We start from the raw sequence: 21,639 nt of genomic DNA, 5'->3' as shown, positions 1-21,639 counted from the left end.
GGTCCGCCGGAGACCGGGTGCGCGGCGGCCGTCGAACGGCGAGGGGCCGCCGCGCCCGTATCCTTGGCGCGTGAGCACCACCGACCCCACCCCTGACAGCCGCCCCCAGCCTCCGGCCGGGGGGACCCCTCTGCTGGGCAGCGCGGACATCCGGGCACTGGCCGACGCGTTCGGCGTGAAGCCGACCAAGCAGCGCGGGCAGAACTTCGTCATCGACGGCAACACCGTGCGGCGGATCGTCCGCGCGGGCGGGGTGACCGGCGAGGACGCCGTGGTGGAGGTCGGGCCGGGCCTCGGCTCGCTCACCCTGGCGCTGCTGGAGGTCGCCTCGCACGTCACGGCCGTCGAGATCGACCCGGTGCTGGCCCGGCACCTGCCGGACACCGTCGCCGCCCGGATGCCGGAGAAGGCGGACGCCTTCGACCTGGTGTTCAGCGACGCCATGGAGGTCACCGAGCTGCCCGGGCCGGCGCCGACCGCACTGGTCGCCAACCTCCCCTACAACGTGGCGGTCCCGGTGCTGCTGCACATGCTGGCGACCTTCCCCAGCATCGAGCGCACCCTCGTCATGGTGCAGAGCGAGGTCGCCGACCGGCTCGCCGCCAAGCCAGGCAACAAGGTGTACGGCGTCCCGTCGGTCAAGGCCAACTGGTACGCGGACGTGAAGCGGGCCGGCGCGATCGGCCGCAACGTCTTCTGGCCCGCCCCGAACGTCGACTCCGGCCTGGTCTCGCTGATCCGCCGCGAGCCGCCGAAGACCACCGCCACCCGCGAGGAGGTGTTCGCGGTCGTCGACGCCGCGTTCGCCCAGCGCCGCAAGACCCTGCGGGCCGCCCTGGCCGGCTGGGCCGGCTCCCCGGCCGGGGCCGAGCAGGCGCTCGCCGCCGCCGGCATCGACCACAGGCTGCGCGGCGAGATGCTGACCGTCGAGCAGTTCGCCGCCATCGCCGAGCACAAGCCCGCGAAGGACTCCGAGTGAGCGTCACCGTCCGCGTTCCCGCCAAGGTCAACGTCCAGCTGGGGGTCGGCGGCCTGCGCGCCGACGGCTTCCACGACCTGGCCAACGTGTTCTTCGCGGTCGCCCTCGGCGACGAGGTCACGGCGACCGCCGGCACCGGCGTCACCCTGAGCTGCTCGGGGCCGGACGCCGCCGTCGTCCCGCTCGACGACAGCAACCTCGCCGCCCGCGCGGCCCGGCTGCTCGCCGCCCACCACGGCATCGCCGACCCGGGCGTCCACCTGCACATCGACAAGGCCATCCCGGTGGCCGGCGGGATGGCCGGCGGCAGCGCCGACGGCGCGGCGGCCCTGGTGGCCTGCGACGCGCTGTGGGGGCTCGACACCCCGCTCGACACCCTGCTGGAGCTGGCCGCCGAGCTCGGCTCCGACGTGCCGTTCGCACTGCTCGGCGGCGTCGCCCTGGGCCGCGGCCGGGGCGAGATCCTGGAGGCCCTGCCGGTCGGCGGGACCTTCCACTGGGTCTTCGCCGTCGCCGACGGCGGACTCTCCACCCCGGCCGTCTTCCGCGAGTGCGACCGCCTCCGCGACGAGGCCGGCACCGGCTCCGGCGACACCGACGTCGCCACCCCCGACGCCGACCCGGCGCTGCTCGCGGCCCTCGCCGACGGCGACGCCGTCGCCCTGGCCGGCGCGCTCGCCAACGACCTCCAGCCGGCCGCCCTCTCGCTGCGGCCCGCACTCGCCGACACCCTGCGGGCGGGCACCGAGGCCGGCGCGCTCGGCGCCCTGGTCTCCGGCTCGGGACCGACCTGCGCCTTCCTGGCCAAGGACGCCGACGCGGCCGCGGCGGTCGCCGAGGCGCTGCGGGCGTCCGGCACCTGCCGGGCCGCGCACGCCACGTACGGGCCGGTGCCCGGCGCGGCGGTGTCCGGGCGCGGCTGACCGCCACCGGGGAGGGCCGGGCCGGCCGGGGAAGGGCCCGAGTCGCGGCCCGGGCGAGCCGCGGCCCCGCCGGGGACGGCCGACCGGCCCCCGGGCGGCCGACTAGGCTGGGGAGGATCGCGGCTCCCTCCGAGCCCCGAGCCCGTCGAACCAGGAGCGCAGCACACGTGGCCGTCAACCTCGCCACCATCGAGTCCGTCACGAAGGTCTACGGCACCCGGGCCCTTCTCGACGGGGTCAGCCTCGGCGTCAGTGAGGGGGACCGGATCGGCGTCGTCGGGCGCAACGGCGACGGCAAGACCACCCTGATCCGGATGCTCGCCAAGCTGGAGGAGCCGGACAGCGGCCGGATCACCTGGTCCGGCGGCCTGCAGCTGGCCGTCCTCACCCAGCACGACTCGCTCGACCCGAAGGCCACCATCCGGCACGAGGTCATCGCCGACCGCGCCGACCACGAGTGGCTCGGCGACGCCCGGATCCGCGACATCATCGAGGGCCTCTTCGGCGGCCTCGACCTGCCCGGCTTCGCCGACGGCCTGGACACCGTCATCGGCCCGCTCTCCGGTGGCGAGCGCCGCCGGATCGCCCTCGCCAAGCTGCTGCTCGACGCGCCCGACCTGATCGTCCTGGACGAGCCCACCAACCACCTCGACGTCGAGGGCATCGCCTGGCTCGCCAAGCACCTGCAGAGCCGCCGCTCCGCCCTCGTCTGCGTCACCCACGACCGCTGGTTCCTCGACCAGGTCTGCACCCGGATGTGGGACGTCCAGCACGGCTCCGTCCACGAGTACGAGGGCGGCTACTCCGACTACGTCTTCGCCCGCGCCGAGCGCTCCCGGATCGAGGCCGTCGAGGAGCAGAAGCGCCAGAACCTCGCGCGCAAGGAGCTCGCCTGGCTGCGCCGCGGCGCCCCCGCCCGGACCTCCAAGCCGCGCTACCGGATCGAGGCCGCCAACGCCCTGATCGCCGACGTGCCGGAGCCGCGGGACAAGAGCGAGCTGATGAAGTTCGCCAACGCCCGGCTCGGGCGGACCGTCTTCGACCTGGAGAACGTGACCGTCAAGGCCGGCCCCAAGCTGCTGCTGGAGAACCTGACCTGGCAGCTCGGCCCCGGCGACCGGATCGGCCTGCTCGGCGTCAACGGCGCCGGCAAGACCTCGCTGCTGCGCGCCCTGCGCGACGCCTACGCCTCCGAGGGCGACGTGCAGCCCGCCTCCGGCGTCATCAAGGTCGGCAAGACGGTGCGGCTGGCGTACCTCTCGCAGGAGGTCGCCGAGCTGGAGCCGACCACCCGGGTGCTGCAGGCCGTCGAGCAGGTGCGCTCGCGGGTCGACCTCGGCAAGGGCCGGGAGATGAGCGCGGGCCAGCTCTGCGAGCAGTTCGGCTTCGGCAAGGACAAGCAGTGGACCCCGGTCGGCGACCTGTCGGGCGGTGAGCGCCGCCGGCTCCAGCTGCTCCGGCTGCTGATGGACGAGCCCAACGTCCTGTTCCTGGACGAGCCCACCAACGACCTCGACATCGAGACGCTCAACCAGCTGGAGGACCTGCTCGACGGCTGGCCCGGCTCGATGATCGTGATCAGCCACGACCGCTTCTTCATCGAGCGGACCACGGACGTGGTGCACGCGCTGCTCGGCGACAAGCGGATGCGCATGCTGCCGAACGGCATCGACGAGTACCTGGAGCGGCGCGCCCGGATGGCGGCCGCTGCGGCTGCCGCCGCGTCCGCCGCCGCTCCGGCACCGGCCGCGGACGCCGGGGCGCCCGCGCTGTCGGCCGGTGACGCGCGCGCGGCGAAGAAGGAGATGCAGAAGCTGGAGCGTCAGATCGCCAAGCTGGACGAGAGGGAGTCCAAGCTGCATACCCAACTCGCCGAGCACGCGGCCGACTTCTCCAAGGTCGCGGAGCTGGACGCGCAGCTGCGCGCCGTCCGGGACGAGAAGGAGCAGCTGGAGATGAGCTGGCTGGAGCTGGCCGAGCAGGTCTGAGTTCCGTTCGGTGTCGGGCCGTGCGGCGGGTTTCGGGCCCGCGCGCACGGCCCGGCGTCGTTCGGGGGCCGGGGGCCGGGGGCCGGTACGGCCGGGCGGTGCAGGTTCCGGGCGCAGGACGCGAGTTGTACGTGTCAAGTTCGTACCGATCGCGTTCGGTCGTGCCATGGGCCCTGCCGGTCCGACGGAGGCGGTGGCTACGATGGCGTGGGTGCCTGCCGTCCCCTCGGGTGGGGCCGGTGCACCGGTAGGACTGTACGACTGAGAAGTTGACGGTGTGTTGCGGGGCGCGGGGGCTTGCGGGCCGCCCGCGCACGGGGGAGAGGTGGATCGCGGTGGCAGACGCGCCTGCAGGCGACGGTACGAGCACGACGAACGGCGCGGCGACGCCGCCCCTGGACGACAAGCCGTTCTCGCTCGGGCACGACAACCACGGTGGCTGGTTCGGTGCCGTGTTCGGCGTCGCCGAGAAGATGGTCCGTTCCGCGGAGACCAACACCAGCGCGGCCGCGCTGGTGTCCGCGTTCGGCAGCAAGAACGTCGAGGTCGAGCTGGGCACGCTGATCACGTTCACGAACAAGGTCAAGGCGCTGCTCGACTCGATGGAGGGTTCGGACGCCGCGCAGGCGAAGCTGCAGGAACAGCGGCTGCACGGGGACAACTTCGGCAAGGACTTCTCCCAGTCCACCGATGTCACGACGGCCTACCAGCGGACCCACAACGAGCTGGTGAGCATGCACCAGACCTTCGTCAAGCAGATCGAGGCCATGTCGAAGGCGGTCGCGACGGCGGCGGCGAACTACGCGGGCAACGAGGAGCACACGACCGCCGCCCACCGGGCCGTGGCGAAGAACAGCGGTCTCGGCGGGTCGCCGAGCGGCGGCCCGGGCTCGCAGACCGGTGGGCTGTGACGGTGGTACGACGCGACACTTCGACTGACACGGGGAGCATGTGATGGCAGGCGGAACGAACTTCGAGGCCAAGAACCACGAACAGCTCAGGGCCATGGTCGCCGGTACCGACCCGAGCAAGGTGCTGAGCCGGGGCAGCCAGCTGAAGTCGGCGGGCGAGGTCCTGAGGGAGCTCAGCGCGGCCCTCAAGTCCCACGTCGACCAGATCCAGTGGGAGGGGCCGGCCGGCGAGGCCTTCAAGGCGTGGGCCGGGAACTTCCACAAGTCGGGTGCGGCGCTGGCCGAGTACTCGGTCGGCGTCGGCGATGCGATCCACCAGGCCGGGGAGGCCCTGAGCACGGCGAAGACCGCGGTGCCCGAGCTGCCCAAGACGGAGATCGCCACCGTCAACAAGCACAAGAACCAGTCGGTCCCCTACCTGCCCTCCGACTTCGAGGCCAAGTACGGGGTCGGCTCCACCGTCGACTCGGTCATGAAGCAGGCCAACCCCAACTGGGTGACGGCGGCCGAGGCGGCGGCGGCGCAGAAGAAGGTCGAGCTGGAGCACCAGGAGGCCATCAACCAGATGGTGAAGCTGGGGCAGGCCTACGACGCGGTGGCGACGAAGCTGAACGCGCTGGAGACGCCGCCGGAGCTGAAGCCGCCGGGGAGCAACGACAACCGCGGCGGCCTCGAGGAGGTCGGCGGCGGTGGCAACGGCGGTACGGGCTCCGGCGGTACCGTCCGCACCCCGCGCGGCGGCGTGGGCGGGAGTGGCGGCTACAGCCCGCCCACCAACCACGGTGGTGGCGGCGGCTCGGTGACGCCCCCTCCGCGCACTCCGGGCCCCGACGGCCCCAACCAGCCGGGACGGATCGACCCGATCCCGCCGCACAACGGGCCGACCCCGCTGCCGCCGAACCCGTCGCCCGGGCCGGCCCCGGTGCCGGTCATCCCGGACCGGCCCGGCACCGATCTCAACAGCCTGCCGCCCGTCACGACCCTGCCCAACCAGACCGGCCCGCTCGGCCCGGGCGTCCCGGGCAGCCTGCCGCCGAGCTACCCCGGCGGGCAGCAGGGCTACCCGAACGGCCCGGGCGGCGGTCCGGCCTTCCCGGGCACCGGGCCGCTCCCGTTCGGTCCCAGCGGCGGCTCCCTCCCGCTCAAGGGCGCCGGGCAGACGCCGGGCCGGACGAGCACCTTCGGCGGCGGCAACCTGCCGTCGAAGAACGGCACGCCGGGAACCCCGGGCGGTGGTCCGGTCTTCGGCCAGCAGGCCCAGACCGGCCAGGGCGGCAGGGCCGCGGGGGGCGGTGGCGGCGGCATGGGTGGCGGCATGCACCCGGGGGCCGGCGGCCACGGGGGCGGTGGCGCCTCCGGCGGCAGCGCGCGGGGTCGCGGGCTGACCTCCTTCGGCGGCGGCACGGTCGGCGGGCGCAGCGGTCCCAAGGCGGGTGGCGAGTTCACCCCCGGTGGCACGGGTCTGCGCAGCCGCGCCGCCGCGGGTGCGGGCGGCGCGGGTGCCGAGGGCGGGGCGCGCTCCGGCCAGAACGGCATGATGGGCGCCCCCGGCACGTCCGCAGGGCCGGGCAAGAACGAGCGGGACCGCCGCAAGCGGGCCGACTACCTGCACGAGGACGAGGAGACCTGGACCAGCGGTACGCCGCGGAGCAACCCGGACGTGATTGAGTAGGTAGTGACGACTGCCCGGCCACTGGGCCCGACCCGGTGGCCGGGCAGACCTGTCCGGGGGCTGCGGCCCCCGGCCGACGGGGAGACTGACGAGGAGCAGTGATGCGGCGAACTGACACGGGGAGGGGCGGTCGCGGGTTCGCTGCGGCACTCCTGGCCGCTGGTGTGATCGCGGGGCCGGCCGTGGCGCCGGCGGCTGCGGCGGACTCGATCCGCGCGCAGCAGTGGCACCTGGACGCGATGCACGCGCCGGAGATGTGGAAGACCACCAAGGGCGAAGGCATCACGGTCGCCGTGATCGACAGCGGGTTCAAGCTGGACCACCCGGACCTCGTCGGGCAGTTCCTGGAGGGCAAGGACTTCAGCGAACTGCCGGGCGGTGTGGGGACCTATGCGAGCGGCCACGGAACCGCCATGGCGGCCCTGATCGCCGGCTCCGGCAAGGGGATGTCGGGGAACGGCGCCTACGGCCTGGCCCCGGGCGCCAAGCTGCTGCCACTGAAGGTCAACGGTGGTGAAACCGGCGGCGGGGTCACGACGAGCGTGGCGCTCCGCCAGATCGCGCAGGCCGTGACCTACGCGGCCGACAACGGCGCCAAGGTCATCAGCATCTCCCAGGGCACCGACGCCTCCTGGGCCACGACGGACGACATCGCCGCCGCGAACACCGCCATCGCCCATGCGGAGGCGAAGGGCGCGCTGGTCGTGGCGAGCGTCGGAAACTCGGCCCAGCAGGGCAACCCGGTCGAGTACCCGGGTGCGCTCCCCCATGTGGTGGGTGTCGGTGCGGTCGATCGGAACAGCTCGACCACGGACGAGTCGGAGCGGGGCCCGCAGGTCGACCTCGTCGCCCCCGGGATCGACATGTTCGGTGCCTGCACCGCTTCGTCGGGCTATTGCAAGGGCCACGGCACCTCCGACGCCACCGCGATCACCTCCGCGTCGGCGGCCCTGGTCTGGTCGGTGCACAAGGACTGGAGCGCCAACCAGGTGCTGCGGGTGCTGATGAACACCGCCGGGAAGCCGGTCGACGGGTCGGCCCGCACCGACGCCGTCGGCTACGGCACCGTCCGCCCCCGGATCGCCCTGACGACTCCGGGCGACCCCGGGCCGGCGGACGTCTACCCGATCCAGGAGAAGGCGGCCGAGCCCCCGGCCGCCACGCCGCCGGCCACGCCGTCGGCCTCGCCGCAGCCCAGCGTGCCGTCGGCCGCGCCCTCGGCTGCCGGCAGCCCGGCGCCGGGCGGCGGGAGCACCCCCGTGGGCACTCCCGCGGCGCAGCCGAAGGCCGACGGGGCGTCCGACTCCGACAGCGTGGTGCCGGTCGTGGCGGCGGTGGCCGGCGGCCTGGTGCTGGTCGCGGTCGTGGTGGTCCTCGTACGGCGCCGGCGCGGCGCCGCGCCGGCGGCCACGGCTCCGGCCGCTGCCGGGTCCGGTCCGTCCGCGCCGCCGGTGCCCCCGGCCCCGGTCGGGTACCCGCCGCAGCAGGGCGGGCCGGCGGTGCCGCCGCCGCCCGCCTACGGTCCGCCGTCCCCGCCGAGCGACAACCCCTACGCGCGGTAGGCGGGGGGGAACGCGTCACCTGCCCGGCCGTCGGGAGTCGATCCCGTGGCCGGGCGGTCGCGTCTGCGGGGTGAGCACCGTGGCGCGGGGGAGTGCAGCCGGGGCGGGCGGCCTCTGGATGCGCGCGGGCTTCACCCGGGTGGCGCTGTCGCGGGGGTGAGCCGGTCGCCAGGGTGGCGGTATGGATACGCAGGACGCCCGGCGGGCGGCGCAGTTGCGGAGGGCCGCAGCGGCGGCCCTGATCGGCACGGCGATCGAGTTCTACGACTTCTTCCTCTACGGAACAGCGGCGGCGCTCGTCTTCGGGCCGGTGTTCTTCCCCGAACTGGGCACGGTCGGCGCGCTGTTGGCGGCGTTCTCGGTATACGCGGTGGCGTTCCTGGCGCGCCCGGTCGGCGCGGTGGTGTTCGGGCACTTCGGGGACCGGCTGGGGCGGAAGGCGACGCTGGTGGTGTCGCTGCTGCTGATGGGGCTGTCGACGGCGGCGGTCGGGCTGCTGCCGGGGTACGGGGTGTGGGGGTGGTGGTCGCCGGTCCTGCTGGTGGTGCTGAGGGTCTGCCAGGGCGTCGGGCTGGGCGGGGAGTGGGGCGGCGCGGCACTGCTGATCGCGGAGAACGCGCCGGCCGGGCGGCGCGGCCGCTACGGGGCGTACCTGCAGCTCGGGCCGACCAGCGGCTTCGTGCTCGCCAACGGGGTCTTCCTGGTGCTGCGGCTGACCCTGGACGAGGGGGCGTTCCACGCGTGGGGCTGGCGGGTGCCGTTCCTCGCCTCGCTGGGGCTGGTGGCGGTGGGCCTCTTCGTCCGGCTGCGCCTGGAGGAGACGCCGCTGTTCCGGGCCGCCCAGGCCGGGAGCGAGGCCGCGGCCGGCGCGGGCGCGCCGTCGCGGGCGGGCGCCGTACCGGTGCTGGAGGTGCTGCGCGGGCACTGGCGGACGGTGCTCGTCGGCTGCGGCGCGATCACCGTGGGCTACGCGCTGTTCTACGTGACCACCACCTATGCGCTGGCCTACGCGACGACCGGGCTGGGGGTGTCGAGCACCGCGGTGCTGTCGATGCTGCTGCTGGGCGCGGTGGGGAAGGGCGCGACGGTCTGGGTGAGCGCGCGGCGCAGCGACGGCTGGGGCCGGCGGCGGACGTTGCAGGGAGCGACGGTGCTGGCGGTGCTCTGGTCGCCGGTGCTGTTCCCCCTGCTGGAGACGGTGCGCCGGCCGCTGATGTTCCTGGCCCTGGCGGGTGCCCTGGTGGTGCTCGGGTGCCTGCTCGGGCCAGTGGCCGCCTATCTGCCGGAGCTGTTCCCGACCCGGGTCCGCTACACGGGCGCCGCGCTGACGTACAACCTCGGCGGGGTGGTCGGCGGTGCCACCACGCCGTTGGTTGCGACCCGGCTCACCGCGACGTACGGGACGGCGGTGCCGGTCGGCTGGTACCTGGCGGTGCTGGGCGTGGTGGCACTGGTCTGCCTGCGGCGGCTGCCGGAGACCAGCGGTGCGGACCTCGCGCAGACGGGGGCGGCGGACGGCGAACGCCGCCGGACGCCCGTGCTGGGGGCTGATCCGGCGGCGTAGCGCGCGGGAGCGGGTGGCGTCAGGCGGCCAGGGCGGCACGGCCGGCGAGCAGGACGGCGGTGTGCCGGGTGACCCGCTCGCCGAGGTGCTCGGCGGTGGCGATGTCGGCCTTGTGCACGGTGTCGGTGCCGCCGTCGGCGGGGGTGGAGGCGGCGGCGCCGGAGGAGAAGCCGAGGCGGTTGAGGTCGTCCTCGGTGCCGGCGCTGGAGTTCCAACCGGGCTTGAGGCCCAGGTTGACCCAGCTCATGGCGTGCTGGGCGGCCAGGGTCTGGAAGAAGCCCAGGGTGCCGGCCTTGTCGCCGCTCTTGGAAGCGGAGTTGGTGAAGCCGGCGGCGACCTTGTCCCGCCAGGCGTCGCTGAACCAGCGCTTGCTGCTGGCCTCGGCGAAGACGTGGAAGGCGCCGGAGGCGGTGCCCATGTAGGTGGGCGAGCCGAAGACGATCGCGTCGGCGGCGTCCAGCTGCGCCCACTGCTCGTCGGTGATGGTGTCGACGGAGATGGAGACGACCTCGGCACCGGCGGCCGCGGCGCCGCGGGCGACGGCCTCGGCGATCACGGCGGGGTGGCCGTAGCCGGAGTGGTAGGCGATGGCGACGGTGGGGCGGACGGCGTTCATGACGGGGCTCCTCGGCGACGGCGGGGGAGGGACGGGGGGACGGGTGGCAACCGGGGCCGACGCCGTATGGGCGTGGCCTCCGGGCCGCCGGTCTCGAATATAGACCAGGTCTCTTCTGGTTACCAAGGCTGGGATGGTTACCAGGGATGGAATAGGGACTCGTCCGGCTACCCTGGAGGCATGACGACGCAGGAGCAGCAGCCGGCCCCGGCCGAAGAGGCCCGGGAGCGCGATGTCCTCGCCCAGCGCTGTCCGAGCCGGGCCGTGTTCGCCGAGCTGGTGGACAAGTGGTCGATGCTGATCCTGATGAGCCTCACCGAGTTCGGGCAGCAGCGGTTCTCCGAGCTGCAGCGCGGCGTGGACGGCGTCAGCCGCAAGATGCTCACCCAGTCGCTGCGCGCCCTTGAGCGGAACGGGCTGGTGAAGCGCACCGTGCACCCCGAGACGCCGCCCCGGGTGGTCTACGACCTGCTGCCGCTCGGCCGCGAGCTGGCCGCCCTCGTCGCGCCGATCGGGCACTGGACCGAGGAGCGCACCCCGCTGATGCTCGCCGCCCGCGCGGAGTTCGACGAGGCCCACCCGGCCGGCTGACGGGCGGCGGGCCGCCGCCGGAGGGCGCCCGGGGCCGATTTCCCTTCTCGGTCGTCGGCCGTGTAATGTCTTCCTTGTTCGAGCGAGCGAGTGAGCGAGCGAGAACGACAGGGAACAAGCCCCTATAGCTCAGTCGGTAGAGCGTCTCCATGGTAAGGAGAAGGTCTGCGGTTCGATTCCGCATGGGGGCTCCAGTGAAAGACCCTCGCCCAACGGCGAGGGTCTTTTTCGTGTGCCGGTCCGAGGCGGCCTAGCGGTCCGGGCACGGAATGCGCTGTGATGGTGCGTCACCGGCCGCCTGCCCCACCGGGTACGGGTGCGGGCCGGACCCCGACCGGGAGGGTGTCATGGGCGTTCGACTCGTGGTGGTCGACGACCACCGGCTGCTCGCCGAGGCCCTGGCCGCCGCGCTCCAGCTGCGCGGCCACCGGGTCCTCGCGGTCGGCTCGCCGGCCGGGGCCGCCGCCGACCTGGTGGCCGGGCGCCGCCCGGAGGTGTGCCTGCTCGGGGTGGCCGCGCCGGCGGACCCGGGGGCGTTCGACGGGCTGCGCCGGATCCGGCGGGAGCGGCCCGAGGTGGCCGTCATCGTGCTCGGACCGGTCGGTGAACTGCGCGGCGTGGCGGGTGCGTTCGCGGCCGGGGCGGCGGGCTACGTGCCCAGTGACGAGCGGATCGAGGTGGTCGAGCGGGCCATCGCGCGGGCGCGGGCCGGCGAGGCGGCGGTCACGGCGGAGGTGCTGCGCGGTGCGTTCGACCAGCTGCTCAGCCCGGCCCCCGAGTCGGACGACGAGGCCGTCCGGTTGCTGCGGCTGCTGACCCGCCGTGAGGTCGAGGTGCTGACCCGGATCGCGGAGGGCGAGGACACCGCGGCGATCGCGGCCGGGATGCGGATCGCGGCCAGTACGGCCCGGACGCACGTCCAGCGGGTGCTGATGAAGCTCGGGGCGCGCACCCGGCTGGAGGCGGCGGCGGTGGCCGCCCGGACCGGACTGCTGGACCGGGTGGCCCACGACTGAGGTACCGGCCGCCGGCCGAGGTCGGCGCGGCCCGGCCCGGGGCGCCGCGGGCCCTGCCGGACCGGCCGCCGGCCGCTCCGCCGGGAGCCTCCCCGGGCGGTCCGGAGCACCCCCGGCGGACATGGACAATAGGCCCAGTCCTACGTACGTCACCGATGTCCGCCGACCCGGCGGGCATCGCCCGCTGGAGGTCTCATCATGAGTAAGTACCTGGTCACGGGTGGCGCCGGCTATGTCGGCAGTGTGGTCGCCGCCCACCTGCTGGAGGCGGGGCACCAGGTGACCGTCCTGGACGACCTCTCCACCGGCTTCCGCGAGGGCGTGCCGGCCGGCGCCGAGTTCGTCGAGGGCCGGATCCAGGAGGCCGGCGAGGTCCTGGACGCCTCCTTCGACGGCGTGCTGCACTTCGCCGCCTCCTCGCAGGTCGGCGAGTCGGTGGTGGACCCGGAGAAGTACTGGCGCAACAACGTGGCCGGCTCGCTGGAGCTGATCAGCGCGATGCGCGCGGCCGGCGTGCGCAAGCTGGTCTTCTCCTCCACCGCCGCCACCTACGGCGAGCCGGAGGTCGTGCCGATCGCCGAGACCGCCCGCACCGCCCCGACCAACACCTACGGCGCCACCAAGCTGGCCGTCGACCACCTGATCACCAGCGAGGCCGTCGCCCACGGCCTGGCCGCCGTCTCGCTGCGCTACTTCAACGTGGCGGGCGCGTACGGCGCCTACGGCGAGCGGCACGACCCCGAGTCGCACCTGATCCCGCTGGTCTTCCAGGCCGCCCTCGGGCAGCGCCCGCACATCGCGGTGTACGGCGACGACTACCCGACCCCGGACGGCACCTGCATCCGCGACTACATCCACGTCGCCGACCTGGCCGACGCCCACCTGCTGGCGCTGGACGCGGCCAGGCCGGGCGAGCACCTGATCTGCAACCTGGGCAACGGCAGCGGCTTCTCGGTGCGCGAGGTGATCGAGTCGGTCAAGCGCGTCACCGGCCGGGAGATCCCGGTGCAGGTCGCCGGCCGCCGCGCGGGCGACCCGGCCGTGCTGGTGGCCTCCGCCGACCGCGCCCGCGAGGCCCTGGGCTGGGTCCCGCGCCGTCCGAACCTGGACGACATCGTGGCCGACGCGTGGAAGTTCACCCTGGAGAAGAACGGCCAGTAGCAGTCCCCGCCCCCGCGGGGGCACCCGGAGCTCCGCCCCCACCGCGGGAGCACCCGAAGCGCCGCCCCGACCGCCGGGGCGGCGCTTCGGCGTTCCCTCGCGGGCCGGACGCCCGGCCCGCGCCGCCGCCCTGCGCCGCCGCCCCGCACCCCCGCCCGCGCGCGCCCCCGCTACCGCGCCGCCGGTGCGGCGTAGGCGCGCAGGAAGGCCTGCACCCCGCTGGTGACGATCTCCTCGGCCGTCGCCGGGTCGATCGGATGAGCGCCCCAGTACGTGCGCACGGTGACCGCGCTGCCGGTGAGCTGCACGAAGTGCTCGGCGGCCCGCACCGGATCGGGTGCCACCAGCAGCCCGCGGTCGGCAAGCCCGCCGAAGCCGCCGGCCAGCTCCCGCAGCGCGCGGCGCGGTCCGGTCTCCTGCCAGGACTCCAGCAGTTCCTTCGGCAGGTGCCCGGCGTCGGCGTTGATCTGCCGGACCAGCGCGAAGTGGTCGGCGAAGCGGCCGAGCACCTGCACCCAGGCCAGCGCGAGCGAGGTGAGGTCGGCCTCCAGGTCGGTGACCTTGGCGAGGTTGCGCTCCACGACGTCCAGGTGGGCGTCGCTGACCTGGGCCGCGCTCTCCAGGACGACGGTCCGGAAGAGCAGCTCCTTGCCGGCGAAGTGGTTGTAGATGGTCCGCGTGGAGACCCCGGCCTCGGAGGCGATGGCGTCGATGCTGGCGCGGGAGTAGCCGTCCCGGCCGAAGACCGTGCGTGCGGCCTCGGTGATGGCCCGGCGCTTCTCGGCGAGGCCGCGGCGGGGCTTGGCGGGGCTCTCGTTCTCACTGGTCACGGGCCGACCTCCAGAACTTTGCAGTCATCGTTTTACTCATTGCCATGCGCGTTGTACCGTACCTGACGGGCCGCCAGACCGGGCGGCCCCGACGAACACCCGATCCGGAGGCTGCCGTGCCCGAGACCCCCTACCGCGTCGCCGTCATCATCGGCAGCAACCGCCGGGGCCGCTTCGCACCGAACGTCTCCGACTGGTTCCTGCGCACCGCCGCCCACCGGAGCGACCTCGACCTCGACGTGGTCGACCTCGCCGACCACCCGCTGCCGGACCTCGGCAACGAGCCCACCCCCGAGCAGGCCGAGGTGCGGGCCGCGCTCTCGCACCGGCTGGCCGCCGCCGACGCCTTCGTGGTGATCACCCCCGAGTACAACCACAGCTTCCCCGCCGTCCTGAAGAACGCCATCGACTGGCACAAGGCCGAGTGGGAGGCCAAGCCGGTCGGCTTCGTCTCCTACGGCGGCCTCGGCGGCGGGCTCCGCGCGGTCGAGCAGCTCCGACTGGTCTTCGCCGAGCTCCACGCCGTCACCGTCCGGGACACCGTCAGCTTCCACGGCGCGTGGGCCGCCTTCGGCGACGACGGCGAGCCGGTCGACCCCGCCGTCCCCACCGGCGCGGCCAAGGGCATGCTCGACCAGCTCACCTGGTGGGCGAGGGCCCTGCGGGACGCCCGCACCGCCCACCCGTACGGCGCCTGAGCCGCCAAGTCAGGCCAAGTGCGCACCTCCTGACGAAACTTCACCAAACCCCCACCTGGCCGCCCCCCACCCCGTACGCTGATTCCGGTACCGGTGGGGGTCGGTGCCGTCGGCCTTCGCGGCACCGGGAGGCGGACGGCGGACGAGTGCCCAGGTCACGGCGGTGCAACCGGGTGGTCGCCCCGGAGCACCGGCCCGGTCCGGGCAGGGGGGGGAGTGACGATGGGGCGGATCCGCGTCCTGGTGGTCGACGACCACCGGATCTTCGCCGAGGCGCTGGCGGCGGCACTCGCCGCCGAACCCGACGTGGAGGTCGGCGCGGCCGGCAGCACGGCGGCCGCCGAGCGGGCGCTGGAGCGCGCCGCCGTCGAGGGCCGCGGCTACGACGTCGTGCTCATCGACGCCGACCTCGGCGCCGACACCGCGGCCGCGGGCGCCCGCAAGCCCCGCCGGCCCGGCGCCGACCCACCCGAACCCGCCCACCGGCGCCCGTCCGCAGCCCTGCCCGCACCCCGGCGCCCGGCCACCCCGCCCGCCCACGTCCCACCCGCGCACGCGCACCTGACGTCCGTGCACACCCCGCAGGCACACCTGCCGCCCGCGAACCACCCCGCGGCCACCCGGCACCAGCCCGCGGCCCACCCCGCGGCCGCCCCGGCACCCGACGGCATCACCCTGCTCGCCCGGGTCCGCCGCAACCACCCGGCCCTGCGCGCGATCGTCCTGGCCACCGCCGACGACCCGCACCGCGCCGCCCGAGCCCTGCACGCCGGAGCCACCGGCTGGGTGGCCAAGGAGAGCTCGCTCGCCCGCCTGCTGGCGGTGATCCGCGGAGTGCTGCGCGACGAGACGCACCTGCCGCCCGCCCTGCTCACCGGCGTCATCCGGGAGCTCACCACCGCCCGACGGGACCGCACCGAGAGCGAGCGCCTGGTCGACACGCTCACCCCGCGGGAGAAGGAGATCCTGCGCTGCATGGTCGCCGGCCTCGGCCGGCAGGCCGTCGCCGAGCGCCTCTACCTCTCCCCGCACACCGTGCGCACCCACATGCAGAACGTCCTCGGCAAGCTCGGGGTGCACTCCACCCTCGCCGCCGTCGCGGTCGCCCGCCGGGCGGGCGTCAGCCCGTCCGAGCCCGCCGCGCCCACAGCCCCGCCGTCCGTCGCCTCGACCACAGCTCCCGGCGCCGGCTGATCCGCCCGTAACACCCAGGTACGGCTCAGGTCCGTCAGGTCCGTCAGATCCGTCAGGTCAGGGAAATCCGGAGGACAGATGTCGCCGCACAGCACTTCCGCACGCCCGCACACAGCCCACGAGCACCGAACAGCCGAGGCCGGCCCGCGCACCGGCGGTCCCGGCCCGGCCCCCAGCGCACCGCCGACGGGCCTGCGCACCCTCGTGGTCGGCGCCGGCGCGGCCGGCACCGCGCTGGTCCGCGACCTCGGCCGGGCACCCGAGTTCGGCCTCGCCCCGATCGGCCTGCTGGACGACGACCCGGCCAAGGCCGGACAGTCGGTCGACGCCGCCCCCGTCCTCGGCACCCTCGCCGAGCTCACCGAGCTCGCCGTCCGCCACCGCGCCCAGGTCGTCGCGCTGGCCATCCCCGGCCTCGCCCCGCAGCGGGTCCGCGCCCTCGCCACCGCCGCCGCCGCGGCCGGCGCCGCCGTCCGCTACCTGCCGTCCTTCCTCGCCGCACTGCGCCGCGAGGTGGTCGGCTCCGACATGCGCAGCCTGGACGTCAACCGGCTGATCGGCCGGCACGAGGTGCACGTGGTCTCCGCCGACGTCCGCGACGTCATCGAGGGCCGACGCGTCCTGGTCACCGGCGCCGGCGGCTCCATCGGCAGCGAACTCTGCCGCCAGGTCCACGCGTTCAACCCGAGCGCGCTCTACATGCTGGACCACGACGAGTCCAACCTGCACCGGCTCCAGCTGGAGATCTGGGGCGAGGCGCTGCTCACCGACGACTCCTTGGTGATCGCCGACATCCGGGACCGCCCGCGGATCCAGCAGATCTTCCGCGACCTCGAACCGGACGTGGTGTTCCACGCCGCCGCCCACAAGCACCTGCCGCTCCTGGAACGCCACCCCAGCGAGGCGGTCAAGTCCAACGTCCTGGGCACCGACCACCTGGTCGAGGCCGCACTGGCCACCGGCGTCGAACGGTTCGTCCTGATCTCCACCGACAAGGCCGCCGACCCGACCTCCGTCCTCGGCGCCAGCAAGCGCCTCGCCGAACTGATCGTGCAGGCCAACGCCCGGGACGCCCGCAACCTCGGCACCGGGGTCTTCTCCGCGGTCCGCTTCGGCAACGTGCTGGGCTCGCGCGGCTCGCTGCTCTCCGTCCTGGCCGAGCAGCTGCGCAGCGGCGGCCCGGTGACGATCACCCACCCCGACGTCACCCGGTTCTTCATGACCATCGAGGAGGCCGTCGGCCTGGTGCTGGAGTCCGGCCGCATGGCGCACGGCGGCGAGGTGTTCGTGCTGGACATGGGCGAGCCGGTGCGGATCGTCGACCTGGTGCACAACTTCGCCGAGCAGGTGCAGCTCGGCCGGGACGAGGTGGAGATCCGCTACACCGGCCTGCGGGCGGGCGAGAAGCTGAACGAGGCGCTGTTCTCCGAGGGCGAGGAGCGGCTGCCGACCGCGCACGCCCGGATCTACGCCACGGTGGCGGAGTCCGCCTCCGGCCCGGACGACCTCGCCGGCGGCCTGACCGGCCTGTACGCGGCTGCGGCGGGCAACAGCGACGAGGAGGTGCGCCGGCGGCTGGCCGAGCTGCTCCCCGGCTACCGGACGGCGGAGGCCGAGCCGGCCCCGGTGCCCGCGCTCAGCACCCCGTACCCGGACGGCTTCTGAGCCACGCCGGGCAGCGGTCGGGGCGGGCCCGGCCCGTGCCCGGTCGCCGGAGCCGCGCCTGACCGGCGCGCCGTCGCCCGCACACGCCCCGGGCGCCGTGGATCAGCCCGGAATGTTGTCGAAGGGGGCGACCAGCAGCCGGAGCAGCCCCGCGAGCTCGCCCTGCTGGGCGGCGGTGAGCTGGGCGAGCAGCTCGCGCTCGTGCGCGAGCAGGCCGGCGAGCGCCTGGTCCGCCCGGTCGCGGCCGTCGTCGGTCAGCCGGACCAGCACACCGCGCCGGTCGTCCGGGTCGGGCAACCGCTTGACCAGACCCTTGCCGGTGAGGCGGTCGATCCGGTTGGTCATCGTGCCGGACGTGACCAGGGTCTGGGTGAGCAGCTGGCCGGGGGAGAGCTGGTACGGGGTGCCGGCCCGGCGCAGCGCCGTCAGCACGTCGAACTCCCAGGGCTCCAGACCGTGCTCGGCGAAGGCCGTCCGGCGGGCACGGTCGAGGTGCCGGGCGAGTCGGCTCACCCGGCTGAGCACCTCAAGCGGTTCCACGTCGAGGTCGGGGCGCTCTCGGCGCCATGCTGCGACCAGGCGGTCGACCTCGTCCTCCATGGCGATCAGTGTATCGGGGGTTGTGTCGATGTGAAGTCTCTTGACATCGAGAAATGTAACGTGGAAGGTGCGAGCAGATATCTTGACGTCGAGATACATGCGAGGTGGACCATGAACCCCCCCGTCTGGGACCCCCACCAGTACCTCCGCTACGCCGACGAACGCACCCGCCCCCTCCACGACCTCCTCACCCGCGTCCCCACCCTCCCCCACGAACCCGCCCCCACCGTCCTCGACATCGGCTGCGGACCCGGCAACTCCACCGCCCTCCTCCGCCGACGCTGGCCCCACGCCCGCCTCACCGGCATCGACAACTCCGCCGACATGCTCACCACCGCCCGCACGACCGGCGAACCCACCGCCCACTACCAACTCGCCGACGCGACCCACTACGACCCCGCCGACACCCACCCCGACCTGATCGCCTCCAACGCCACCCTGCAATGGATCCCCGGCCACCTCGACCTGCTACCCCGCTGGGCCGCCACCCTCCCACCCGGCGGCGTCATCGCCCTCCAGGTCCCCGGCAACTTCGACTCACCCAGCCACACCGCCCTCACCGAACTGCGCCACAGCCCCCGCTGGCACGACACCCTCGCCGACACCACCCCCGCCGGCGTCCACCACCCCACCGACTACCTCCGGGCGCTCACCGACGCCGACTGCACCCCCGACGTCTGGGAAACCACCTACAGCACCCTGCTCACCGGCCCCGACCCGGTCCTCGAATGGGTCAAGGGCACCGCACTGCGCCCCGTCCTCACCCGCCTCACCGACCCCGCCGACCGCAACGCCTTCCTCACCGAGTACGCCGCCCTGCTCCGCGACGCCTACCCCGCCGGACCCCACGGCACCGTCTTCCCGTTCCGCCGCATCTTCGCCGTCGGCGTCAAACGCGGATAACCCCCCGCAAGCACTACGACTTCCGCTCGCCCACCAGCTTGGGATGCCGCTCCATCCCCTCCAGACCGTGCCACGCCAGATTCACCAGATGCGCGGCCACCTCCGCCTTCTCCGGCCTGCGCACCTCCAGCCACCACTGACCGGTCAGCGCCACCATCCCCACCAACATCTGCGAGTACATCGGAGCCAACCGCGCATCGAACCCCCGCGCCTTGAACTCCAACCCCAGGATGTCCTCCACCTGCGTCGCGATGTCACTGATCAACGACGCGAACGTGCCCGTCGACTGCGCCACCGGCGAATCCCGCACCAGGATCCGGAAACCGTCCGTCGACGTGTCGATGTAATCCATCAACGCGAACGCCGCCTGCTCCAGCAGCTCCCGCGAATGGCCCCCGGTCAGCGCCCCCGTCACCATGTCCAGCAACAGCTGCATCTCGCGGTCCACCACCACCGCGTACAACCCCTCCTTCCCCCCGAAGTGCTCGTACACCACCGGCTTCGACACACCCGCCCGCTCCGCGATCTCCTCCACCGACGTACCGTCGTAACCGCGCTCCGCGAACACCGTCCGACCGATCTCCAGCAGCTGCTCCCGACGCTGCTTGCCGGTCATCCGCACCCGGCTGCCCCGCCGGCGACCCCCCGGCGCAGCCTCACCGGCCGCCGTACCGGCACGCGGACGGTCCGGCGCCGCACCGGGCGCCGCGTCCGTCCGCGTGCTCTCGTGGCCGCCTGTGCTCTCTGCGCTGCTCCCGTTCACCCCTACATCATGCTGCAGGCGCGCCCTCATGCGGCGCGGCGGGCGGCGATCCGCTGCGCGTCCGGCCAGCGGACGTCCCGCGCCCAGCCGGCCAGCTCGAACCAGCGGATCAGCCGGGCCGAGGAGTCGATCTGCCCGCGCAGCACACCGTGCCGGGCCGAGGTCGGGTCGGCGTGGTGCAGGTTGTGCCAGGACTCGCCGCAGGAGAGCAGGGCCAGCCACCAGACGTTGCCCGAACGGTCCCGGGAGCGGAACGGGTGCGCGCCCACCGCGTGGCAGATCGAGTTGATCGACCACGTCACGTGGTGCAGCAGCGCCACCCGGACCAGCGAGCCCCAGAAGAACGCCGAGAGCGCACCCTGCCAGGACATCGTCACCAGCCCGCCCACCAGCGGCGGCAGCATCATCGAGATCAGCGTCCAGAGCCAGAACAGCCGGGAGATCATCCTTATGGCCGGGTCGCGCACCAGGTCCGGCGCGTACTTGAGCTGCGGGGTCTGCTCCTCGTCGAAGAGCCAGCCCATGTGCGCCCACCAGAGGCCCTTGAGCAGCGCCGGGACGGTCTCGCCGTAGCGCCACGGCGAGTGCGGGTCGCCGTCCTTGTCGCTGAACCGGTGGTGCTTGCGGTGGTCGGCCACCCAGCGCACCAGCGGGCCCTCGATGGCGAGCGAGCCGGCCACCGCGAGCGCCAGCCGCAGCGGGCGCTTGGCCTTGAACGCGCCGTGGGTGAAGTAGCGGTGGTAGCCGACGGTGATGCCGTGGCAGGTGAGGAAGTACATGCCGGTGGCGATCGCGAGGTCCGTCCACCCGAGGCCCCATCCCCAGGCCACCGGCACGGCGGCGACCAGGGCGACGAACGGTACGGCGATGAACAGCGCGAGCGTGATCCGCTCGGCGAGCCCCTGCTTCTCCCCGCCACGGGTGGCGGAGAGCAGGGTCGGGGCGGGATCGATGGGGAGCGCGGTGGTGCGCGCCTCGTCGGCCTGGATGGTCATGAGCGTCCCTTGGGGGAGGGGGGAGAGGTTACGTGAGCGTAACCTACGGCATCGTAGGTTCTGCCCGGCTGGCAGGGGAATACGCCGCCGCCCGGCGCTTGAGTGAATTCACCCGACCGGATGGATGAAGGGCGGATGTGCCCCGTGTCGGGACGACCCGCACACAGAATCACCGCATGCGAGCCAAGACCGAACAGCGCGAAGCCGCCCGCCGCCTCCGGGCCCAGGGCCGGACGTACGACGAGATCCAGGCGGAGCTGGGGGTCTCGAAGAGCTCGATATCCCTGTGGGTCCGGGACCTGCCGGCGCCGGTTCGGGCGGCCGTGCGCACGTCCCGCGGCCGTCGGGATGCGGTGATGGCGACGCGAGCCGAGCGGCATCGCGCCATTCGGGAGGAGGCGGCAGCCCAGATCGGTGAGGTGTCGGCGCGGGATCTGCTCCTGATCGGCGTCGCGCTCTACTGGGCCGAGGGTGCGAAGGCCAAGCCGGATCCGCGGGTGGTGTTCGTCAACAGTGACCCGATGGTCATCCGCGTATTCGAGAGGTGGCTCGACCTCGTCGGGGTCGAGCGGAGCCGACGGCGCTACGCCGTGAGCATCCACGAGACCGCCGACATCGAAGCAGCCGAGCTGTTCTGGGCGGACGTGGTGGGGGCCGGGCCCGACTCGTTCAACGCCCCCTCGGTGAAACGGCACAACCCGAAGACCAACCGGAAGAACACCGGCGAGACGCATCGTGGCTGCCTGCGCGTCACCGTGCTCGGCAGCGCCGATCTCTATCGCCGGATCGAAGGGTGGTGGTCGGCAATGGTGGTAGATGCGAAGCGGTATTCCCCGTAGTCTTGCCCCAGCGCGTGCCCTCGCGAAGGGGCTGACAGGCGCCGGTCCCGGATCGTCTAAGGGCAGGACAGCTGGTTTTGGTCCAGCTTATGGGGGTTCGAATCCTCCTCCGGGAGCATTGTGAGTAGCCCCCGGCCCGCGTGTGAGGGGCCGGGGGCTGGCGTTTTGC

Annotated in this window: 20 protein-coding genes and 2 tRNA genes; 17 read left to right on the top strand and 5 right to left on the bottom strand. The window is 73.8% G+C overall.

What is annotated here, in order from left to right:
• Positions 1-70: 70 nt before the first annotated feature.
• The 7 genes from rsmA to MCM47_RS32825 all read left to right on the top strand — a co-directional run bounded on the left by rsmA (position 71) and on the right by MCM47_RS32825 (position 9,599).
• Positions 71-979 carry a 16S rRNA (adenine(1518)-N(6)/adenine(1519)-N(6))-dimethyltransferase RsmA gene (gene rsmA / locus MCM47_RS32855; protein ID WP_238949729.1) on the top strand — a complete coding sequence of 303 codons (909 nt, stop codon included), beginning with the start codon at positions 71-73 and terminating at the stop codon, positions 977-979.
• Positions 976-1,902 (top strand): 4-(cytidine 5'-diphospho)-2-C-methyl-D-erythritol kinase, encoded by a 927-nt coding sequence (locus MCM47_RS32850; RefSeq protein ID WP_238949727.1) that lies wholly within the window; start codon positions 976-978, stop codon positions 1,900-1,902. The genes rsmA and MCM47_RS32850 overlap by 4 nt, the downstream gene beginning before the upstream one ends.
• Before the next feature lie 167 nt (positions 1,903-2,069).
• A complete protein-coding gene (locus tag MCM47_RS32845; RefSeq protein WP_238949726.1) occupies positions 2,070-3,890 on the top strand; it encodes an ABC-F family ATP-binding cassette domain-containing protein in 1,821 nt (606 codons plus the stop codon).
• 335 nt (positions 3,891-4,225) lie between these two features.
• The gene (locus tag MCM47_RS32840; RefSeq protein WP_238949723.1) at positions 4,226-4,801 is read left to right on the top strand and encodes a hypothetical protein; all 576 of its coding nucleotides are present in this window, start codon (positions 4,226-4,228) and stop codon (positions 4,799-4,801) included.
• 43 nt (positions 4,802-4,844) lie between these two features.
• A complete protein-coding gene (locus MCM47_RS42020; protein WP_255753116.1) occupies positions 4,845-6,473 on the top strand; it encodes a WXG100 family type VII secretion target in 1,629 nt (542 codons plus the stop codon).
• A 101-nt stretch (positions 6,474-6,574) separates the two neighbouring features.
• Positions 6,575-8,035 carry a S8 family serine peptidase gene (locus MCM47_RS42730; protein ID WP_305068054.1) on the top strand — a complete coding sequence of 487 codons (1,461 nt, stop codon included), beginning with the start codon at positions 6,575-6,577 and terminating at the stop codon, positions 8,033-8,035.
• Between the two features lie 181 nt (positions 8,036-8,216).
• A complete protein-coding gene (locus MCM47_RS32825) occupies positions 8,217-9,599 on the top strand; it encodes an MFS transporter (protein ID WP_238949721.1) in 1,383 nt (460 codons plus the stop codon).
• Between the two features lie 19 nt (positions 9,600-9,618).
• Here MCM47_RS32825 and MCM47_RS32820 read toward each other — a convergent pair whose 3' ends face one another.
• The gene (locus MCM47_RS32820; protein ID WP_238949720.1) at positions 9,619-10,215 is read right to left on the bottom strand and encodes a flavodoxin family protein; all 597 of its coding nucleotides are present in this window, start codon (positions 10,213-10,215) and stop codon (positions 9,619-9,621) included.
• A 180-nt stretch (positions 10,216-10,395) separates the two neighbouring features.
• On the opposite strand from MCM47_RS32820, the gene MCM47_RS32815 reads away from it, so the two are divergent.
• The 4 genes from MCM47_RS32815 (at position 10,396) to galE (ending at position 12,983) form a co-directional block, all read left to right on the top strand.
• Positions 10,396-10,806, top strand: a complete 411-nt coding sequence (locus MCM47_RS32815) for a helix-turn-helix domain-containing protein (protein ID WP_238949718.1) — start codon at positions 10,396-10,398, stop codon at positions 10,804-10,806.
• Between the two features lie 118 nt (positions 10,807-10,924).
• Positions 10,925-11,000, top strand: a tRNA-Thr gene (locus tag MCM47_RS32810).
• A gap of 153 nt (positions 11,001-11,153) precedes the next feature.
• Positions 11,154-11,822 carry a response regulator transcription factor gene (locus tag MCM47_RS32805; RefSeq protein ID WP_238949716.1) on the top strand — a complete coding sequence of 223 codons (669 nt, stop codon included), beginning with the start codon at positions 11,154-11,156 and terminating at the stop codon, positions 11,820-11,822.
• A 198-nt stretch (positions 11,823-12,020) separates the two neighbouring features.
• Positions 12,021-12,983 carry a UDP-glucose 4-epimerase GalE gene (galE, locus tag MCM47_RS32800; RefSeq protein WP_238949714.1) on the top strand — a complete coding sequence of 321 codons (963 nt, stop codon included), beginning with the start codon at positions 12,021-12,023 and terminating at the stop codon, positions 12,981-12,983.
• Between the two features lie 170 nt (positions 12,984-13,153).
• Here the strand turns inward: galE and MCM47_RS32795 are convergent, their stop codons facing one another.
• On the bottom strand, positions 13,154-13,813 hold the full coding sequence (locus MCM47_RS32795; protein ID WP_238949712.1) for a TetR/AcrR family transcriptional regulator: 660 nt from the start codon (positions 13,811-13,813) through the stop codon (positions 13,154-13,156).
• A gap of 116 nt (positions 13,814-13,929) precedes the next feature.
• Between MCM47_RS32795 and MCM47_RS32790 the strand changes: the two genes are divergently transcribed.
• The 3 genes from MCM47_RS32790 to MCM47_RS32780 all read left to right on the top strand — a co-directional run bounded on the left by MCM47_RS32790 (position 13,930) and on the right by MCM47_RS32780 (position 17,370).
• Entirely contained in the window at positions 13,930-14,511 is a 582-nt protein-coding gene (locus MCM47_RS32790; protein ID WP_238949709.1) for an NADPH-dependent FMN reductase, read from the top strand.
• A gap of 222 nt (positions 14,512-14,733) precedes the next feature.
• A complete protein-coding gene (locus MCM47_RS32785; RefSeq protein WP_238949703.1) occupies positions 14,734-15,705 on the top strand; it encodes a response regulator transcription factor in 972 nt (323 codons plus the stop codon).
• A 78-nt stretch (positions 15,706-15,783) separates the two neighbouring features.
• The gene (locus MCM47_RS32780; protein WP_238949699.1) at positions 15,784-17,370 is read left to right on the top strand and encodes a nucleoside-diphosphate sugar epimerase/dehydratase; all 1,587 of its coding nucleotides are present in this window, start codon (positions 15,784-15,786) and stop codon (positions 17,368-17,370) included.
• A 102-nt stretch (positions 17,371-17,472) separates the two neighbouring features.
• On the opposite strand, the gene MCM47_RS32775 is transcribed toward MCM47_RS32780, so the two are convergent.
• On the bottom strand, positions 17,473-17,970 hold the full coding sequence (locus MCM47_RS32775) for a MarR family winged helix-turn-helix transcriptional regulator (RefSeq protein WP_238949698.1): 498 nt from the start codon (positions 17,968-17,970) through the stop codon (positions 17,473-17,475).
• A 111-nt stretch (positions 17,971-18,081) separates the two neighbouring features.
• Here MCM47_RS32775 and MCM47_RS32770 point away from each other — a divergent pair, with 111 nt between their 5' ends.
• Positions 18,082-18,873: a methyltransferase domain-containing protein gene (locus MCM47_RS32770; protein ID WP_238949697.1), complete on the top strand. Its 792-nt coding sequence runs from the start codon at positions 18,082-18,084 to the stop codon at positions 18,871-18,873.
• A 13-nt stretch (positions 18,874-18,886) separates the two neighbouring features.
• Here MCM47_RS32770 and MCM47_RS32765 read toward each other — a convergent pair whose 3' ends face one another.
• Together MCM47_RS32765 and MCM47_RS32760 are read right to left on the bottom strand one after the other, a co-directional pair.
• Positions 18,887-19,489, bottom strand: coding sequence for a TetR/AcrR family transcriptional regulator (locus MCM47_RS32765; protein ID WP_238949696.1), 603 nt, complete (start codon positions 19,487-19,489; stop codon positions 18,887-18,889).
• 173 nt (positions 19,490-19,662) lie between these two features.
• Positions 19,663-20,631 carry a fatty acid desaturase gene (locus MCM47_RS32760; protein WP_238949695.1) on the bottom strand — a complete coding sequence of 323 codons (969 nt, stop codon included), beginning with the start codon at positions 20,629-20,631 and terminating at the stop codon, positions 19,663-19,665.
• A 176-nt stretch (positions 20,632-20,807) separates the two neighbouring features.
• Between MCM47_RS32760 and MCM47_RS32755 the strand changes: the two genes are divergently transcribed.
• Positions 20,808-21,470, top strand: a complete 663-nt coding sequence (locus tag MCM47_RS32755; RefSeq protein WP_238949685.1) for a hypothetical protein — start codon at positions 20,808-20,810, stop codon at positions 21,468-21,470.
• Between the two features lie 45 nt (positions 21,471-21,515).
• Positions 21,516-21,586, top strand: a tRNA-Gln gene (locus MCM47_RS32750).
• Positions 21,587-21,639 lie beyond the last annotated feature (53 nt).

The sequence above is a fragment of the Kitasatospora sp. A2-31 genome (assembly GCF_022288725.1).
Classification (GTDB): Bacteria; Actinomycetota; Actinomycetes; order Streptomycetales; family Streptomycetaceae; genus Kitasatospora.
The sequence above is the reverse complement of the archived record's forward strand: the minus strand, read 5'-3'. Positions and strand labels throughout refer to the sequence as shown.

Coding starts and splice junctions, on each gene's coding strand:
- MCM47_RS42020 (WP_255753116.1), top strand. CDS start 4,845: ATGGCAGGCGGAACGAACTTCGAGGCCAAGAACCACGAACAGCTCAGG.
- MCM47_RS32760 (WP_238949695.1), bottom strand. CDS start 20,631: ATGACCATCCAGGCCGACGAGGCGCGCACCACCGCGCTCCCCATCGAT.
- MCM47_RS42730 (WP_305068054.1), top strand. CDS start 6,575: ATGCGGCGAACTGACACGGGGAGGGGCGGTCGCGGGTTCGCTGCGGCA.
- galE (WP_238949714.1), top strand. CDS start 12,021: ATGAGTAAGTACCTGGTCACGGGTGGCGCCGGCTATGTCGGCAGTGTG.
- MCM47_RS32820 (WP_238949720.1), bottom strand. CDS start 10,215: ATGAACGCCGTCCGCCCCACCGTCGCCATCGCCTACCACTCCGGCTAC.
- MCM47_RS32770 (WP_238949697.1), top strand. CDS start 18,082: ATGAACCCCCCCGTCTGGGACCCCCACCAGTACCTCCGCTACGCCGAC.
- MCM47_RS32815 (WP_238949718.1), top strand. CDS start 10,396: ATGACGACGCAGGAGCAGCAGCCGGCCCCGGCCGAAGAGGCCCGGGAG.
- MCM47_RS32765 (WP_238949696.1), bottom strand. CDS start 19,489: ATGACCGGCAAGCAGCGTCGGGAGCAGCTGCTGGAGATCGGTCGGACG.
- MCM47_RS32775 (WP_238949698.1), bottom strand. CDS start 17,970: ATGGAGGACGAGGTCGACCGCCTGGTCGCAGCATGGCGCCGAGAGCGC.
- MCM47_RS32780 (WP_238949699.1), top strand. CDS start 15,784: ATGTCGCCGCACAGCACTTCCGCACGCCCGCACACAGCCCACGAGCAC.
- MCM47_RS32785 (WP_238949703.1), top strand. CDS start 14,734: ATGGGGCGGATCCGCGTCCTGGTGGTCGACGACCACCGGATCTTCGCC.
- MCM47_RS32805 (WP_238949716.1), top strand. CDS start 11,154: ATGGGCGTTCGACTCGTGGTGGTCGACGACCACCGGCTGCTCGCCGAG.
- MCM47_RS32755 (WP_238949685.1), top strand. CDS start 20,808: ATGCGAGCCAAGACCGAACAGCGCGAAGCCGCCCGCCGCCTCCGGGCC.
- MCM47_RS32825 (WP_238949721.1), top strand. CDS start 8,217: ATGGATACGCAGGACGCCCGGCGGGCGGCGCAGTTGCGGAGGGCCGCA.